The 16644-nt window shown below is 50.4% G+C and carries 13 protein-coding genes, 2 tRNA genes, 2 rRNA genes and 1 pseudogene (1 of these 18 only partly in view); 11 read left to right on the top strand and 7 right to left on the bottom strand.

From position 1 onward, the window contains the following. From PGN_RS02110 to PGN_RS02090, 4 genes are all read right to left on the bottom strand, one after another. Nucleotides 1-431: ribosomal RNA gene (locus PGN_RS02110) — 23S ribosomal RNA — on the bottom strand; it reaches 2466 nt to the left of the window's first position. Between the two features lie 109 nt (nt 432-540). After that, nucleotides 541-614: transfer RNA gene (locus PGN_RS02105), tRNA-Ala, on the bottom strand. Nucleotide 615: 1 nt separating this feature from the next. Then, nucleotides 616-689 (bottom strand) — tRNA-Ile (locus PGN_RS02100). Between the two features lie 505 nt (nt 690-1194). Next, nucleotides 1195-2726: ribosomal RNA gene (locus PGN_RS02090) — 16S ribosomal RNA — on the bottom strand. The 16S and 23S rRNA genes sit together here with 2 tRNA genes alongside, the layout of an rRNA operon. An 871-nt stretch (nt 2727-3597) precedes the next feature. Between PGN_RS02090 and PGN_RS02075 the strand changes: the two genes are divergently transcribed. Beyond that, a complete protein-coding gene (locus tag PGN_RS02075) occupies nt 3598-3960 on the top strand; it encodes a hypothetical protein (RefSeq protein WP_012457506.1) in 363 nt (120 codons plus the stop codon). Then, the gene (locus PGN_RS02070; protein WP_306171283.1) at nt 3906-4172 is read left to right on the top strand and encodes a DUF6261 family protein; all 267 of its coding nucleotides are present in this window, start codon (nt 3906-3908) and stop codon (nt 4170-4172) included. Before PGN_RS02075 ends, PGN_RS02070 begins: the two co-directional genes overlap by 55 nt. 195 nt (nt 4173-4367) lie before the next feature. Here PGN_RS02070 and pckA read toward each other — a convergent pair whose 3' ends face one another. Next, nucleotides 4368-5975 carry a phosphoenolpyruvate carboxykinase (ATP) gene (gene pckA / locus PGN_RS02065; RefSeq protein ID WP_012457504.1) on the bottom strand — a complete coding sequence of 536 codons (1608 nt, stop codon included), beginning with the start codon at nt 5973-5975 and terminating at the stop codon, nt 4368-4370. A 295-nt stretch (nt 5976-6270) separates the two neighbouring features. On the opposite strand from pckA, the gene PGN_RS02060 reads away from it, so the two are divergent. The 3 genes from PGN_RS02060 to PGN_RS02050 all read left to right on the top strand — a co-directional run bounded on the left by PGN_RS02060 (nt 6271) and on the right by PGN_RS02050 (nt 9855). Next, entirely contained in the window at nt 6271-7527 is a 1257-nt protein-coding gene (locus PGN_RS02060; protein WP_012457503.1) for a phosphoglycerate kinase, read from the top strand. A 119-nt stretch (nt 7528-7646) separates the two neighbouring features. Next, the gene (locus PGN_RS02055) at nt 7647-9119 is read left to right on the top strand and encodes a DUF5687 family protein (protein ID WP_039417107.1); all 1473 of its coding nucleotides are present in this window, start codon (nt 7647-7649) and stop codon (nt 9117-9119) included. 34 nt (nt 9120-9153) lie between these two features. Beyond that, complete coding sequence (locus PGN_RS02050) at nt 9154-9855, top strand: ABC transporter ATP-binding protein (protein WP_012457501.1); 702 nt, start codon at nt 9154-9156, stop codon at nt 9853-9855. Nucleotides 9856-9898: 43 nt separating this feature from the next. Here PGN_RS02050 and PGN_RS11075 read toward each other — a convergent pair whose 3' ends face one another. After that, the gene (locus tag PGN_RS11075; RefSeq protein WP_256824175.1) at nt 9899-10003 is read right to left on the bottom strand and encodes a hypothetical protein; all 105 of its coding nucleotides are present in this window, start codon (nt 10001-10003) and stop codon (nt 9899-9901) included. Between PGN_RS11075 and PGN_RS12310 the strand changes: the two genes are divergently transcribed. The 6 genes and pseudogenes from PGN_RS12310 to PGN_RS11070 form a co-directional block, all read left to right on the top strand. Next, the gene (locus PGN_RS12310; RefSeq protein ID WP_256824173.1) at nt 9972-10106 is read left to right on the top strand and encodes a DUF1661 domain-containing protein; all 135 of its coding nucleotides are present in this window, start codon (nt 9972-9974) and stop codon (nt 10104-10106) included. The two genes, PGN_RS11075 and PGN_RS12310, sit on opposite strands and share 32 nt — an antisense overlap. Before the next feature lie 235 nt (nt 10107-10341). Continuing rightward, nucleotides 10342-12318: a glycogen debranching enzyme N-terminal domain-containing protein gene (locus tag PGN_RS02045; RefSeq protein ID WP_012457500.1), complete on the top strand. Its 1977-nt coding sequence runs from the start codon at nt 10342-10344 to the stop codon at nt 12316-12318. Continuing rightward, a complete protein-coding gene (locus PGN_RS02040; protein WP_012457499.1) occupies nt 12315-13577 on the top strand; it encodes a glycosyltransferase in 1263 nt (420 codons plus the stop codon). Before PGN_RS02045 ends, PGN_RS02040 begins: the two co-directional genes overlap by 4 nt. Next, entirely contained in the window at nt 13574-14860 is a 1287-nt protein-coding gene (locus tag PGN_RS02035; protein WP_012457498.1) for a glycoside hydrolase family 57 protein, read from the top strand. The genes PGN_RS02040 and PGN_RS02035 overlap by 4 nt, the downstream gene beginning before the upstream one ends. Then, entirely contained in the window at nt 14857-15333 is a 477-nt protein-coding gene (locus tag PGN_RS02030) for a hypothetical protein (RefSeq protein WP_004583970.1), read from the top strand. Before PGN_RS02035 ends, PGN_RS02030 begins: the two co-directional genes overlap by 4 nt. 634 nt (nt 15334-15967) lie before the next feature. Next, nucleotides 15968-16096, top strand: a pseudogene (locus tag PGN_RS11070) (IS982 family transposase); the annotation flags it as partial. Nucleotides 16097-16243: 147 nt separating this feature from the next. Here PGN_RS11070 and PGN_RS02025 read toward each other — a convergent pair. Continuing rightward, on the bottom strand, nt 16244-16633 hold the full coding sequence (locus PGN_RS02025; RefSeq protein ID WP_012457496.1) for an HIT family protein: 390 nt from the start codon (nt 16631-16633) through the stop codon (nt 16244-16246). Nucleotides 16634-16644 lie beyond the last annotated feature (11 nt).

The raw sequence follows: 16644 nt of genomic DNA, 5'->3' as shown, positions 1-16644 counted from the left end.
ACAGGATGTCTCGTGTCCCGCGCTACTCAGGTGCTCCGTCGTCTATGGTTCGATATGTCGGATACGCAGCTTTCATGCTCTTCGGCCATACTTTCCAGTAGGTTCTCCTATATCTATCATTAAACTTTTGTCGAAGTCCTATTACCCCGACTTTGCCGAAACAAAGCCGGTTTGGGCTAATCCCCGTTCGCTCGCCACTACTGAGGGAATCACTTTTGTTTTCTTCTCCTACGGGTAATGAGATGTTTCAGTTCCCCGCGTTCGCTCATGAAATCAATTCATGTGTCAGGCCTTGGCCTGACGGGTTGCCCCATTCGGATATCTGCGGATCAATTCGTATGTGCCGATTCCCGCAGCTTTTCGCAGCTTATCACGTCCTTCTTCGCCTCCGAGAGCCTAGGCATCCACCGTCTGCCCTTACTTACTTTTGTTCGCCCGGCAATCAATTGCCGCCGGCGGTATACTTAAGCTTGTTGTGCTCTACTTAAATTCTTTATTTGATTTTCTTCCAATATGTCAATGATCGCCTGTTTTCTTTCGTGGAGAATATCGGATTCGAACCGATGACCCCCTGCTTGCAAAGCAGGTGCTCTAGCCAGCTGAGCTAATCCCCCGTAGTCCCAGGCAGAGTTGAACTGCCGACCTCTACATTATCAGTGTAGCGCTCTAACCAACTGAGCTATAGGACTGCTTCTCTCTTATTCGAACTCTTCCGTCTGCCTGTGGCAGCTCCTTGCGCTGCATGACCGTTGCCCCTTATCTCTCTTTATTTTTTTCTTTTTGCCCTTTTTGCCTCGCTTCAAAAAAAGAAGCAAAGTTCGAAGCAGGGAAAGCTCGAAAGATAAACGAACCAAGGCCTCGGGGGAGGGAAAGACTCCTTATCTTCCGGTATCTCTCCATCTTCGATCCAAGAGAGAGAACACCCTCCCGGACATCCCGATTGATTGCATCGGAATATCCGCAGGTTATATTCGTTTTATTCATACGTCGAACAAATATGGCTTTTCGCCGTGCAGTAAAGTTTTTCGGATAAAAAAAAAGCCGAGAGCCGAAACCGAAGGCGATATATGGTCTTTTCTTCTTCCCCCGATCGGATAAATCTCCGACACCGGTTCCGTTGCAAAAAACCCTACCTTCAACCAATTCTCCTTAATTTTTCGGGCAACCGTTTATGTCAATCGGTCCGAACTCCAGAAAGGAGGTGTTCCAGCCGCACCTTCCGGTACGGCTACCTTGTTACGACTTAGCCCCAGTCACCGGTATTACCCTAGTGCGCCCCTTGCGGTTACGCCCTTCAGGTACCCCCGACTCCCATGGCTTGACGGGCGGTGTGTACAAGGCCCGGGAACGTATTCACCGCGCCATGGCTGATGCGCGATTACTAGCGAATCCAGCTTCACGGAGTCGAGTTGCAGACTCCGATCCGAACTGGGGAAGGGTTTAGAGATTCGCATCCGGTCGCCCGGTAGCTGCCCTTTGTCCCTCCCATTGTAACACGTGTGTCGCCCCGGATGTAAGGGCCGTGCTGATTTGACGTCATCCACACCTTCCTCACGCCTTACGACGGCAGTCTCGGTAGAGTCCTCAGCGAAAACTGTTAGCAACTACCGATGTGGGTTGCGCTCGTTATGGCACTTAAGCCGACACCTCACGGCACGAGCTGACGACAACCATGCAGCACCTACATAGAAGCCCCGAAGGGAAGACGGTTTTCACCATCAGTCATCTACATTTCAATCCCGGGTAAGGTTCCTCGCGTATCATCGAATTAAACCACATGTTCCTCCGCTTGTGCGGGCCCCCGTCAATTCCTTTGAGTTTCACCGTTGCCGGCGTACTCCCCAGGTGGATTACTTAACGCTTTCGCTGTGGAAGCTTGACGGTATATCGCAAACTCCTAGTAATCATCGTTTACTGCGTGGACTACCAGGGTATCTAATCCTGTTTGATACCCACGCCTTCGTGCTTCAGTGTCAGTCGCAGTATGGCAAGCTGCCTTCGCAATCGGAGTTCCTCGTGATATCTATGCATTTCACCGCTACACCACGAATTCCGCCTGCCGCCGCTGAACTCAAGCCCGGCAGTTTCAACGGCAGGCTGAACGTTGAGCGCTCAGGTTTCACCGCTGACTTACCGAACAACCTACGCACCCTTTAAACCCAATAAATCCGGATAACGCTCGCATCCTCCGTATTACCGCGGCTGCTGGCACGGAGTTAGCCGATGCTTATTCTTACGGTACATTCAATGCAATACTCGTATCGCCCGTTATTCCCGTATAAAAGAAGTTTACAATCCTTAGGACAGTCTTCCTTCACGCGACTTGGCTGGTTCAGGCTCTCGCCCATTGACCAATATTCCTCACTGCTGCCTCCCGTAGGAGTCTGGTCCGTGTCTCAGTACCAGTGTGGGGGATAAACCTCTCAGTTCCCCTACCCATCGTCGCCTTGGTGAGCCGTTACCTCACCAACTAGCTAATGGGACGCATGCCTATCTTACAGCTATAAATATTTCCTTGTAATATCATGCAATAATACAAGTGTATGCGGTTTTAGTCCGTCTTTCAACGGGTTATCCCCCTCTGTAAGGCAAGTTGCATACGCGTTACGCACCCGTGCGCCGGTCGCCATCAACCTTAGCAAGCTAAGATCATGCTGCCCCTCGACTTGCATGTGTTAAGCCTATCGCTAGCGTTCATCCTGAGCCAGGATCAAACTCTCCACTGTCATATTTGTGTGTTTGTTTGCTTCTGTTATTATCGCTCAGACGCCGATTATTACCCTTTGGATAATTCGATTTATCAGGTAGTACACCTCGGTTTCTTTTTCTCTCTCGGTCTTTTCGTTTTTCTCTTTGACAGAGTATATGTCCTCGTCGAGAGACGGTTTCGTCAATAACAGCCGGTAAATCCGCCCTCCTCTCTCTGCGAGGGGGCAGAAATCCTGCAAGAAATGGCGAAGCCCTTCTCTCTCCTTCTTGTACTACACTTTTGTTCTTCGTATGAACAATGTCAATGATCGCGCTCCGACTGCCCTCCCCAATCTCCGGATCGAAACCCTTCATGTGGCGGACAGTGGGTGCAAAAGTAAAACCTTTTTCCGAATCGGCAAAATCAATCGGCTCTTTTTTCAGGGCTGACGCTCATGAAAAAGCTCGTCGCCTGATCCCCCCCAAAAAAGAATCCCGACGCGCTCGGCGGAACAATTCCTCTATCAATCGGGCAGGAATCGCTTTTGCGGTCACAAAAGTACGCCTTTTTTCTTTACAGACAAATCTTTCAAATTCTTTTTTCAACCGGTTCGACAAAAAAACAGCCCCCGAAGAAAAGGACTCCCTCCCAAGAAAGAAGACAAAAGGGAGCATATATTAATATGTTCGCGCGCGTAAGAGAGACCCAAAAGGAGCGCAAAAGAAAAAAAATGAGAAGATGTTTTTTCCTCGCGAAAAAAGTTTTTTTGACCGAAAAAAACGGCAATCGGCTGAGAAAGGAAGAGGATACAAAGGGGAGGACGCAGGCAAAAAACAGAGGTTATCAATCGCACAAGCCAAAACTCGAACCGAAAATCGCCCAAATCCGGTCTATAGGTCAAAACTTACATGATCGAACAAGTAGGAATCGGACGATTTCAGCAAGCCGAGTTGCTGAATTTCATGATTGACGAAGTCAAAGATGCCCGCACCATCGGTGCAAGCGAACTCACACCGACACCGGATGAGTTGGACAGAGTGCTAAAGATTTTCAAAGCCGGTCCGGCACAAATCATCGCCAGCGAACACTCAGCCAAAGTGGCTGCATTCGATGCCGTCCGCGACGAGGCCTTCCGCAACCTGACAGGTTGTATCCGGGGCGAAACTTTCCGCCCCGAAGCCGCAGGGGCGAAGCTACCCAATGACTCGAAATTCTATTGCGTGCATACAAAAGACTCGACAAAAAGAACTACCGCAACGAGACCGAGCTGATGTACAAACTCGCCGAAGAACTCCGAAGCGATAAGTACAAAGCGGACGTAACGAAACTGGCTATCTCCACTTGGGTAGACAAGATGGACGAAGCCAACAGAGCTTTCGACCGGATATTCGACCTCCACAGCCGGCGAATCGGACGAATTGCCCCAAATCTCCTCCCAACCGTCCTCACCGAGTGGCAGATCCGATACCGGTGGCAGCAGTAGCGGCGAGCAGGGTTCGCAAAGCGGCGGTCTGTAGCCGTTAGCACGGCAGGGAGGAATGCGCCAAAACCAAACCTCCCTCTCTGCCTGCATCCAAAGAGAGGGGGCTGTGTCGCAGATGACACAGCCCCCTCTTTCTTTTTTATCTCTCTCTTTCGGCTTCCCTCTCAGAAAGCCGCGAGCACTTTTTCTCCGTTCTTAGAGCTTCGGCCCTGCTGCTACGAGAGCCTTGCCGGCATCATTGCCCGTGAACTTGACGAAGTTTTTGATGAAACGTTCGGCCAGATCCTTCGCCTTCTTCGTCCACTCGGCGGCATCGGCATAGGTGTCGCGCGGATCGAGGATATTCGGATCCACACCGGGCAGAGCCGTCGGCACCTTGAAGTCGAAGAAAGGAATAGCCTTGGTCGGAGCCTTGTCGATGGAGCCGTCGAGGATGGCATCGATGATACCGCGCGTATCCTTGATGGAGATGCGCTTGCCCGTACCGTTCCAACCCGTATTGACGAGGTAAGCCGTAGCTCCCACCATCTCCATTTTCTTCACCAGCTCCTCGGCATACTTCGTAGGATGAAGCGAGAGGAAAGCCGCTCCGAAGCAAGCGGAGAACGTAGGCGTAGGCTCCGTGATGCCACGCTCGGTACCGGCCAGCTTGGCGGTAAAGCCCGAGAGGAAGTAGTACTTGGTCTGCTCCGGAGTCAGGATGGAAACGGGAGGCAATACGCCGAAAGCATCGGCAGAGAGGAAGATCACCTTCTTGGCATGGCCGGCTTTGGACACGGGCTTCACGATGTTCTCGATGTGGTAGATCGGATAAGAGACGCGAGTATTCTCCGTCACGGATTTGTCACCGAAGTCGATCTTACCGGCAGCATCCACGGTCACGTTCTCCAGCAGCGCATTGCGGCGGATGGCATTGTAGATGTCCGGTTCGTTCTCGCGGCTCAGGTTGATCACCTTGGCGTAGCATCCGCCTTCGAAGTTGAAGATACCGTCCTTGTCCCAGCCGTGCTCGTCATCGCCGATCAGCTTGCGCTTCGGATCCGTACTGAGCGTGGTCTTGCCCGTACCGGACAGACCGAAGAAGATAGCCGTCTCCTTCTCGTCCATGCTCGTATTGGCGGAGCAGTGCATCGAAGCCATACCGCGCAGAGGGAGCAGGTAGTTCATGTAGGAGAACATACCTTTCTTCATCTCACCGCCGTACCATGTGTTCAGGATCACCTGCACCTTCTCGGTCAGGTTGAATACGACGGCCGTCTCGGAGTTCAGTCCCAGCTCTTTGTAGTTTTCCACCTTCGCTTTGGAAGCAGTCATCACCACGAAGTCGGGCTCGCCGTAGTTGGCCAGCTCCTCTTCCGTGGGGCGGATAAACATATTCTTGACGAAGTGGGCCTGCCAGGCCACCTCCATGATAAAGCGGATTTTCAACCGAGAGCTTTCGTTGGCGCCGCAGAACGTGTCCACGACGAAAAGACGCTTGCCGGAGAGCTGCTCCACGGCCAGCTTTTTGATACTCTTCCACGCCTCCGGAGTCACCGGTTTGTTGTCGTTCTTGTATTCGTCCGACGTCCACCAGATGGTGTTTTTGGTTGTATCGTCCATGACGAAGAACTTATCCTTGGGCGAACGACCCGTATAGACACCGGTCATCACATTGACTGCTCCCAGTTCGGTAAGCTGTCCTTTCTCAAAGCCTTCGAGACCGGCTTTGGTCTCTTCTTCAAAAAGGAACTCGTAAGATGGGTTGTGGATAATCTCAGTGGCATTGAGAATGCCATACTTTGTCAAATCTAATTTGCTCATTACCTGAATAATTAAGTTGGTTCTGTTTTCTCTGTTGCAAGTCTCGTCCAATCGCCCCCGACAACTACAAAAAACCCGTCTCGTAAGACGGAATCGGGTGACCCTCGAGACCGAGCAAAGATATATAAATTCTTCAGGAACCAATAACGCCGTTTCCGTCCGGGATCGATACCGAAACGATGGGATTCCGAGGGCGGATTAAAGGGGCAAAGCAACTACTCTTCTATATAAACTTCGTATGTTTGTCCACACAATAAACGAACCTCTCCCGTCAGGGGCAAAAACATTCAATACAATGACGATAGAACAATTCAATTTCGCCGGCAAGAAAGCCTTCGTGCGCGTCGATTTCAACGTTCCCCTCGATGACAACTTTAAGATCACCGACGACACCCGCATCCGCGCAGCCCTCCCCACTCTCCGCAAGATCATAGCCGACGGCGGTATGACCATCATCGGCTCTCATCTGGGACGCCCCAAAGGCGTAGCACCGGAGTTCTCCCTCCGGCATATCCTGCCACACGTATCCGAACTGCTCGGCGTGGATGTCTTCTTTGCCGATGACTGCATCGGAGCCGATGCCATGGACAAAGCGGCCAAGCTCAAAGCCGGCCAAGTGCTGCTGCTCGAAAACCTCCGCTTCTATGCCGAGGAGGAAGGTAAGCCGCGCGGACTCTCCGACGATGCTTCGGACGAAGAAAAAGCCGCAGCGAAGAAAGCCGTCAAGGCTGCTCAGAAAGAGTTTACGCAAAAGCTGGCTTCCATGGCCGACTGCTACGTGAACGATGCTTTCGGCACAGCCCATCGGGCACATGCTTCCACGGCACTGATCGCTGACTACTTCGACCGAGACCACAAAATGTTCGGCTATCTGATGGAGAAAGAAGTAAAAGCCGTAGAAAGAGTGCTGCACGACATCAAGCGGCCGTTCACCGCCATCATGGGAGGCTCCAAGGTATCGACCAAGATAGAAATCATCGAGAACCTGCTCAACAAAGTGGACAACCTGATCCTGACCGGCGGAATGACCTATACTTTCACCAAAGCGGCAGGCGGTCGGATAGGCCTCTCCATCGTGGAAGACGACAAGCTGGATTTGGCTCGCGACATCGTGAAGAAAGCAGCCGAAAAGGGCGTCAATCTGATACTCTCCGTGGATACGAAAGTAGCCGACAGGTTCGACAACGATGCAGCCACCCAAGTATGCAGCAATATGGAGATACCCGACGACTGGATGGGTATGGACATAGGCCCCCGGTCGATCGAGAAATTCCGCAAAGTAATACTCGAATCCAAAACGATCCTTTGGAACGGTCCCACGGGAGTATTCGAATTTGACAACTTCTCCATAGGCTCGAAAGCCGTCGGCGAAGCCATCGTGGAAGCTACGGCCAATGGAGCCTTCTCGCTGGTCGGAGGAGGAGATAGCGTTGCCTGCGTGAACAAATTCGGTCTTGCCGATAAGGTATCCTACGTCTCCACGGGTGGCGGAGCCTTGCTCGAAGCCATCGAGGGCAAAACCCTCCCCGGCATTGCAGCCATCCAAGGATAATCCCCCCAAAAAAGGAAGGCGATTAACAAGCAACATGTACTGAAAATCGAAATAAGCCCCGAAAGCCCATTGTCTGACTTTCGGGGTTTTCTTTTGAAGCGAAGATTTAATACAGAACCATGTACCAACGAGAACTATTCCGACACGAATGGCGGCGCACGATCCGCTCCACCATTTCGGCACAGAGCGTTGCCATAATGATATTTTGGGCCATTTACTTCCTGTTCGTAGGTGTGAGCCTTTTTATTTTTGGGCTTTTCTTTCCGATCATAATTAAGGAAAGCTTTCCGGCTCTTGCTCCTATGCAAATAATGACCGGACTCATTCCTTTCCTGATGCTTGCCGGTCTGGTGATCCGCCTTTTCCTGCAACCGCTCAACTATATAAATGAAAACTACTACCGGCAGCTGCCGATACCGCGCAAAGCCATAGCACAGTACCTTATATTCCGCCCATTGGCCAATCCGATCAATTACTACGTCTTCGTTTTCCTCTTTCTGCCTTACAGCATTGTGACGGGGATAGAAGAAGGGGCAGCCGATTTCGCTGTAGCCCTCGTCACCCTGCTGATGCTTACGCTGACCGATATGCTCTTGGCTCCATATCTGAAGCGCATACTGGGCGATGGTCTCCGATTCTATATCATCGTCATCGGTGCCATAGCCCTCATGCTCGCTACAGAAATCACCGGATTCGTGCCTTGGTCGGACTGCCTGTTCCGCTTCGTCTCGTCCCTTCCGGTATATATCGTATGGATCTGCATGGCATTGATATTGGCCGGAACATATATAGCGAGCCAGCGGTATTTCAGACAGCATCGCTATGCTAAAGAGCGCACCAAATCCAACAGCACGGAGCGGTACCACAATCTGAATTTTGTGCGTCAGCATGGTATCATAGGCGAGGTGATAGCACTGCATATCAAGCTCATCTTGCGCTCCAAACGCCTTCGCAGTACTTTCATCTTTTCCTTTCTTTTCATATTGTACGGCCTTCTCTTCTATAGGGAAAGCAATGCGGACACGATGACCGCATATGCGATTATCGCCAATATCATCGTCAGCTCCCTGATGCTGATGCAGCAGCAATTCGTGATACGGTGGGACTGTGCTTTCTTCGATGGACTGATGGCGCAAGCCATAACCTCCCGAACCTACATTCGCAGCCACTACATCATACTGATGATACTCAATGCAGCCAGTTTCATCCTGAGCACACCCTATTTCCTGATGGGAGAGGAGATTGTCTACCTGCACATCTCGCTCTTTCTATGGAACAGCGGTATAGGAACGATCTTCATCCTGCTAATGGCATGCTTCAATAAAGGCTACATAGAAGTAATGTCGAGAAGCGTAATGAACCAACAAGGCACTTCGATGGTCAATATCCTGATAGCGTTGCCGACGATGATGGTCGCCCCGGTTTTGTTGGTTGTACTGAAGTGGCTCACCGATACGCGTACAGCCGAAATCGCCATCGGTCTGATCGGCCTGATCGGTCTGATGATGCACAAGCCCCTCCTGAACTTCTGCACACGCGTTTTCTCTCGTCAGAAACACGCTTTGGCAGAAAGCTTCCGCGAACGCAAATAACTTTGACAACATTCTTTAGACGACCACAATAGATATGATACAAATAACCGATCTCAGCAAAAAATACAATGGGGTTACCGTACTGGATATTCCCCATCTCTCCATAAGCCACGGCGAAACCTTCGGTTTGGTAGGCAATAACGGTGCCGGCAAGACTACCCTCTTCCGCCTCGTCCTCGATCTGATCAAAGCAGATAGCGGTAGCATCTCCATCGACGACATCCCCGTAGCGGGTAGTGACGATTGGAAGGGCCGTGTCGGAGCCTTCCTCGACGAAAGCTTCCTCATCGGCTTCCTGCGTCCGGAGGAGTATTTCGATTTCATCGGCAAGCTCCACCACCTCGACAAGCAGGAGATAGAGCGTTTTCTCGAATACATGTCGCCCCTCTTTGCCGATGAAGTTTTGGGCAAGAACAAACTCATTCGGGATTTTTCCAAAGGGAATCAAAAGAAGATAGGCATAGCCGCTGCCATGCTCTCTCGCCCCGATATATTGATCCTCGACGAACCGTTCACGGCTCTCGATCCTTCCTCACAAATACGGCTGAAGAAAATGCTCAACGAACATGCAACCCAATACGGTACTACCATGCTTATCTCCAGCCACGACCTCAACCACGTGACCGAAGTCAGCAGCCGCATCGTAGTACTGCAAAAAGGCGAGATCATCAAAGACCTCCAAACAAACGAACAGACCCTATCCGAACTCGAACAGCACTTCGCCGTCGAAGGATAAAACGACCGGAGTAAAGCGGATTTGCCCCTTGGGGATTACTCCTTCACCACCGCCTCTTTGAGGAATATCCGCAAACCACCTCTTCCGAAACACGTACCACAAACGCTCCGATTCCGGTGCGTGTATGCCGAACAAAGCGGCGCGAGATTTTTTTCGTTTTGGCTCGTAATTTTTTTACTTCCCACGCCAAAACGAAAAAGTTCTCGCACCATGTTTTTTGGCGTTATAAACAGGAAAATTTTGGCGCATAAACCAAACGAATCCGAGATTGACACATTCCACACTCTCGTGCAGCGTTTGTCCGGGAAAATCGTCTACCCACAGGCTATCTGTTTTTCAGTTGTTTATCATCTTTAATCTGTGGGAATCCGCATACGGCTCTCGAGATTGAGATCGGAAAAACACATTAAAATAAGTGGCAGATATGTGGAATAATTGCTATATTAGCATAAACAACACTCCGTAGAGGAAGCCAACAAAACGACGATGAGTTACCTCAAATTCGACAAAACGCTCATGGCGAATCTGGATGAATCGCTTCAGCGCGAATACATCCGCACCAATCGAAAAGGGGCTTATTCCAGCTCTACGATAGTAGGCTGCAATACCCGTAAATATCATGGTCTGTTGGTCGTTCCCATTCCCGAGCTGGGGGATCAGAATCGCGTACTGCTGTCGTCTCTGGATCTGACCATTATCCAGCATGGAGCGGAGTTCAACGTAGCGGTTCATCACTACAAAGGCGGAGTCATCAGTCCGAACGGTCATAAATATATCCGCGAATACAATGTGGATATAATACCGGCCACCATCTTTCGCGTGGGAGGAGTGGTACTCAAGCGCGAACAGGTATTCTGCCACTACATCAATCGTGCCATATTCAAGTACACACTGATGGAAGCACATAGCGATACGCTACTGCGCTTTCGTCCCCTGCTTGCTTTCAGGAGCGTGGCAGCCCTCACCCACGAAAACGGGCAGATCGAACGTGGACATATCCCGGCCCGAAACGGCATAGGGATCAGCCTCTACAAGGGTTATCCCCATCTCTTCATGCAGTTCAGCAAAGAACCCGAATACCGCGAGGAGGGATATTGGTACAAAGACTTCGAATACCCCAAGGAAAAAGAGCGTGGATACGAGTGTACGGAGGATCTTTACATGCCCGGCACATTCGAGATTCCCATAAAAAAAGGAGAATCCATCTACTTTGCTGCCGGTCTTGAAGAGGCCAATCCGAATACCCTCCGAACGACATTTGTCAAGGAAGTACGAGAGCGCATCCCACGCGAAGATTTTTTCAGCTGCCTGAGGAATGCAGCTCACCAGCTCTACTACCGCCCTACCCCCGACGATGGCTACCTTCTGGCCGGCTATCCGTGGTTCGACGTTCGAGCTCGCGATCTGTTCGTGGCACTACCCGGCTGTACCCTGTGTGTAGAAGCCCCGGAGCGATTCGAACGCATCGTCAATACCGTCATTCCGGCGATGGAACGCTACATGCGACTGCATGAAGATGACGACACCATACACGGGCTGCATGAGCCGGACGTTGGGATTTGGGCTATTTGGGCCATCCAGCAGTATGCACGCCGCAACGGTCTGGAAGCAGCCAAGAGATTCGGCTCCTTCGTCAGCGAAGTGGTATCTTATTATCTGTCCGCCCAGCACCCGACGGCACAAATTCGTGAAAACGGGCTTCTCTACGTCTTGGGCACAGGCTTCCCGTTAAGTTGGATGGATGCCAAACTGAACGGCAAAGCCGTCATCCCCCGTGAGGGCTATCTCGTCGAATTGAATGCTCTCTGGTACAATGCCCTCTGCTTCGAACGAGAACTCAATGGGGAAAAACCGGAGATCGACGAAATCATCAGCCGGATCGAAAGATCCTTCCCCGATACATTTCTGAATTGCTACAACTATCTCTTCGATTACGTTCGGGACGGCAAAGCTCAGGACTGGAGCGTACGCCCGAACATGCTCTTCGCCATATCCCTCCCCTACTCCCCACTACAACGCGATCGGCAACTGCAAGTACTCGAGATCATCACAAGAGAACTGCTGACGCCGAAAGGGCTTCGAAGCCTAAGCCCCAAGAGCGAAGGCTACCGGCCTTACTGCCGTGGCAAACAAGAAGAACGGGAACTGGCCTACTACAATGGTTCGGTATGGCCTTGGCTACTCGGACAATACACCGAAGCCTATCTGCGTTTATACGGGAATAGCGGAGTGACCTTTCTCGAAAGGATGCTTATCGGCATGGAAGAGGAACTACAGATGCACGGCATCGGCACCATCTCGGAGTTGTTCGACGGCAATCCGCCTTTCATGGGGCGCGGAGCTATCTCTTTTGCCATGAGCGTAGGAGAGATATTGAGAGCCAAAGAGCTACTGAACAGGACAGAATCCGATATGCACCTGAGTGTACGTCATATGTACAATTATACAAAATGGAAAGGATGAAAGCGTTGATGTTCGGTTGGGAGTTCCCCCCACATATCCTCGGCGGATTGGGGACAGCCAGCTATGGCCTTACCAGAGGGATGGCCATGCAGCCCGACATGGATATTACTTTCGTCATCCCCAAACCGTGGGGAGACGAGGACAAGAGTTTCCTCCGGCTCATAGGCACCAACTGCACTCCCATAGTGTACAAAAATGTCCCCACCGAAACGGTGAACCAACTCTTGGGCAACCGAATGGATCTCCGGACATACGAGGATCTGCGCAGCAACATTTATGCCGATTTTAGCTACAAGAAGACGGATGCCCTCGGCTGTATCGAATTTTCCGGACGCTATCCGGACAATCTGCTGGAAGAGATCAATAATTACTCCATCGTAGCAGGCGTGATAGCGCGTACCATACCGTGCGACGTGATCCACTCCCACGACTGGCTCACCTATCCGGCCGGCATACATGCCAAAACGGTTACAGGGAAGCCGCTCGTAGTTCATGTACACGCTACGGACTTCGACCGCAGCAGGGGTAATGTGAATCCCCAAGTTTTTGCCATCGAGAAAGACGGTATGAACCATGCGGATCATATCATCACGGTCAGTAATCTGACCAGACGGACCGTCATTGAAAAGTACGGACAGCATCCCGACAAGGTGACCACGGTGCACAATGCGGTAGAGCCTCTGCCTGCCTCTATTCTGGCTTTGCCCGACAAACGCGGCGTGAAAGACAAAGTAATTACCTTCCTCGGACGAATCACGATGCAGAAAGGCCCGGAATACTTCGTCGAAGCAGCGGCCAAAGTGCTCGAACGCACATCCGACGTACGCTTCGTAATGGCCGGAAACGGCGACATGATGGACGCCATGATCAGGCTGGCTGCCCGACACAAGATAGCCGACCGCTTCCACTTCACAGGATTTATGAAAGGCGAACAGGTGTACGAGGTATTTAAGGCAAGCGATGTCTATGTGATGCCATCCGTATCCGAGCCATTCGGCATCTCTCCACTCGAAGCCATGCAATGCGGAGTCCCCTCCATTATTTCCAAACAGAGCGGATGTGCCGAGATTCTGGACTACGCCATCAAAGTGGACTATTGGGACATCGATGCCATGGCAGATGCCATGCATGCGCTTATAGCTTATCCGGAGCTGCATACTTTCTTGCGGGACGAGGGTCTCCGAGAGGTGAACAACATCAAGTGGGAGACTGCAGGACAAAAGGTACGTGACATATATAATAAAGTAACAGGACGATGAAACATATCTGCTTATACTTCCAAATACATCAGCCGTTTCGTCTGAAACGATACCGTTTTTTCGACATCGGGAACGACCATTACTACTACGACGACTTTCGCAATGAAGAAATCATGCGACGGATCACACAGAAGTGCTATCTGCCGGCCAATCTGCTTTTGAAGGAAATCATTGCCGAACATCCCGAGTTTCGAGTAGCATTTTCTATTTCCGGTACTGCTTTGGAACAGCTGGAGTCCTATTCGCCGGAGGCCTTGGACACCTTCAGAGATTTGGCCGAAACGGGCTGTGTAGAGTTTCTGGCCGAAACCTACGCTCATTCCCTCTCGTCGCTCTATGATCCCGAAGAATTTTACAATCAGACGATGATCCATAGTCGTCGGATGGAAGAGCTGTTCGGTCTAAAACCCCGAGTGCTGCGCAATACAGAGTTGATCTTCTCCGACAACATTGCCACCCAAGTGGCCGAAATGGGTTTTCAAGGGATGCTCACGGAAGGAGCCAAACACATACTCGGATGGAAGAGTCCGAACTATCTGTACAAAGCCGGATCCGTTCCGGAGTTGTCCCTCTTGCTCCGCAATCCGAGGCTGAGCGATGCTATCAGTGCCATGTTCACCCGCTACGACTGGAACGAATATCCCCTGACGGCAGACAAGATGATCCGTTGGATCGAAGAGACTCCCGAAGAGGAGCAGATATTCAATCTCTTCATGAACTACGAAGTCTTGGGATCGCTCCATCCGCAGGAGTCGGGTATTTTCGATTTCTTTCGTGCACTCCCTTCTTTGGCGAAAAAGAGCGAAGGAGTCAAGTTCGCTACGCCATCGGAGTTGATAGAGTCCTACAGCCCCGTAGCCAAGTTCTCCTCCATCTACCCCATAAGCTGGGTAGGAGAAGAAAAAGATACCGGTACGTGGCTGGGCAATGTGCTGCAACAAGGAGCATGCGACAAACTCGAACAATGGGGCGAACGTGTACGTATGATCGACGATCAGCGTATGCTACAGGACTGGCTCTACCTACAGAGTGCCGACCACTTCTACTATATGAAAACCCGTGGCGGAGACGCCGGCAACTTCAGCCCGTACGAAACGCCTTACGATGCTTTCAACAACTATATGAATGTGCTCAGCGACTTCCTGCTTCGCGTAGAAGCCCGCTACCCTTCTACGATAGAAAATGAAGAACTGAAAGCCTTGCTGACTACAATCAGAAATCAGGATAAACAAATCAAAAAATTAGAAGAGACAATCAAACGTCAAAAAACGAAAACAACATGAAAAAAGTAATTTTTAGTCTGGCTATCATCTTGGCCGGCATATTCTCAATGAATGCTCAGAGTGCTATCCGCAAGGGCGACGTTTCGCTCAACGTCGGTATGGGTATCGGTTCTCATCACGGATCGGCTGCATTTATGCCCACCGTAGACCTCGAAACCGGTATCATCAGCGGTCTTGCCAGAGGCAAAGGCGCCATTACTGTAGGAGGTCGCCTTGGCTATTACGGCACGGAACACAATTTCTCTGCCATCATTTTAGCCACTAAATTGGACTTTCACTATCAGCTGGCTTCTGCTGTCGATGGCTATTTAGGTCAGACTCTGGGAGGCTATTTCGGCAATGATACCGGCTTTGTCTACGGTATTCATCTCGGAGCGCGCTTCTTTGTTCAGCGCGATTTTGCATTGTTCTCAGAAGTATCAGCCGGCTGGGCTACTCCCTTTGTCATGGTAGGGGTTAGTTTCAGGCTATAACGGAAGAGTCCTCTTAACCTTTCTGCTACCGCTTTCGACATGTGGATACGGGTGAACTTGCTGAACAACATATTTTTTCCTTTGGCGGTTTATTCGATTTGCACGACTTTTGTGGACGGAAAGCTCAAGATCTTCTGAAAAACCAGAGAACCATTTGCTATTGAAATTGAAATGAATCCACAAGAGGCTGCCTCCCGGAACAGTTCCGAAAGAGGCAGCTTCTCTTTTTTGAGACTGTTGCACGGGATTTTCCTTGAATTCTTTTGCTGCAGGGCTGATTCTTTGTGTTTTCAGGAAAGGTCAAACCTCAAGTATATGGACACCAAGCAAACAGAAATTTCCCCAAGCTTCCATCAGAGGTATATACTTGAGGTTTGCAGAGACTGCATGAAGCACTCCTTTCTTCGTCAAATCAATGCTTGTGTCTGTCTTGATCAATATGAGGGGGTAGGAGGGTTATTGCGCAATGGTCTCTTTTTAACGTCAGTTCGACGTAAGAAAACACCAATGAATTTGTGTTCTGATTAGTGGTAAACGCCCAAAGAACGTGGGCATTATGCTTGAAAAAGTAGCGAATTATTTGTATCTTAGCAGTTGATAATCAATAAGATACGAACAAACAAAACGCTACTTTATGAAGACAAATATAGTTGATGTTTTTTGCATCATAGATGATTTCTCCAAGCTTTTTGATGAAGCAATCAAGAAAAAGACCCTCGAAGAGGCAGGCAAAAAACGCAGGAATAGAAAGTTTAACGTCAGTTCGATCTAAGCGGAAATAGGAAAGTTAGGAAATTCGAGGTAAAATCTTCCTTTCATAGCCATTACTGTTCCATTCTATAAAGAGAATACCCTGCGAGAGTAACAGTTCTCTTGCAGGGCATTCTTTTTTTGTTCCGCGGATCGTCGATCAGAATACAGCACGGATTTTCTCTGCGGCCGCCACCAACTCTTCCTGCGAGGGCGTTAGCTTTTGACGGCCGAAGTGCATATCGGCTTCGGATTGCATGGGTACGAGGTGGATGTGTGCATGAGGTACTTCGAGGCCTATCACTGTCATCCCCACTTTCCGGCAGGGGAATGCACGCTTGATGGCTGCAGCTACCTGCTTGGCGAAGATGGTCATCTCACCCAGATCAGCATCGTTCATGTCGAAGATGTAGTCCACTTCTTGTTTGGGTACGACCAAAGTATGCCCGAGGGCAAGGGGATTGATGTCGAGGAAAGCGAAGAATTTATCGCTTTCGGCAATCTTGTGGCAAGGAATTTCACCTGCGATGATACGGCTGAAAATAGTCATTGAACGAACTC

This window comes from Porphyromonas gingivalis ATCC 33277 (genome assembly GCF_000010505.1).
In the GTDB taxonomy this organism is placed as follows: Bacteria; Bacteroidota; Bacteroidia; order Bacteroidales; family Porphyromonadaceae; genus Porphyromonas; species Porphyromonas gingivalis.
The sequence above is the reverse complement of the archived record's forward strand: the minus strand, read 5'-3'. Positions and strand labels throughout refer to the sequence as shown.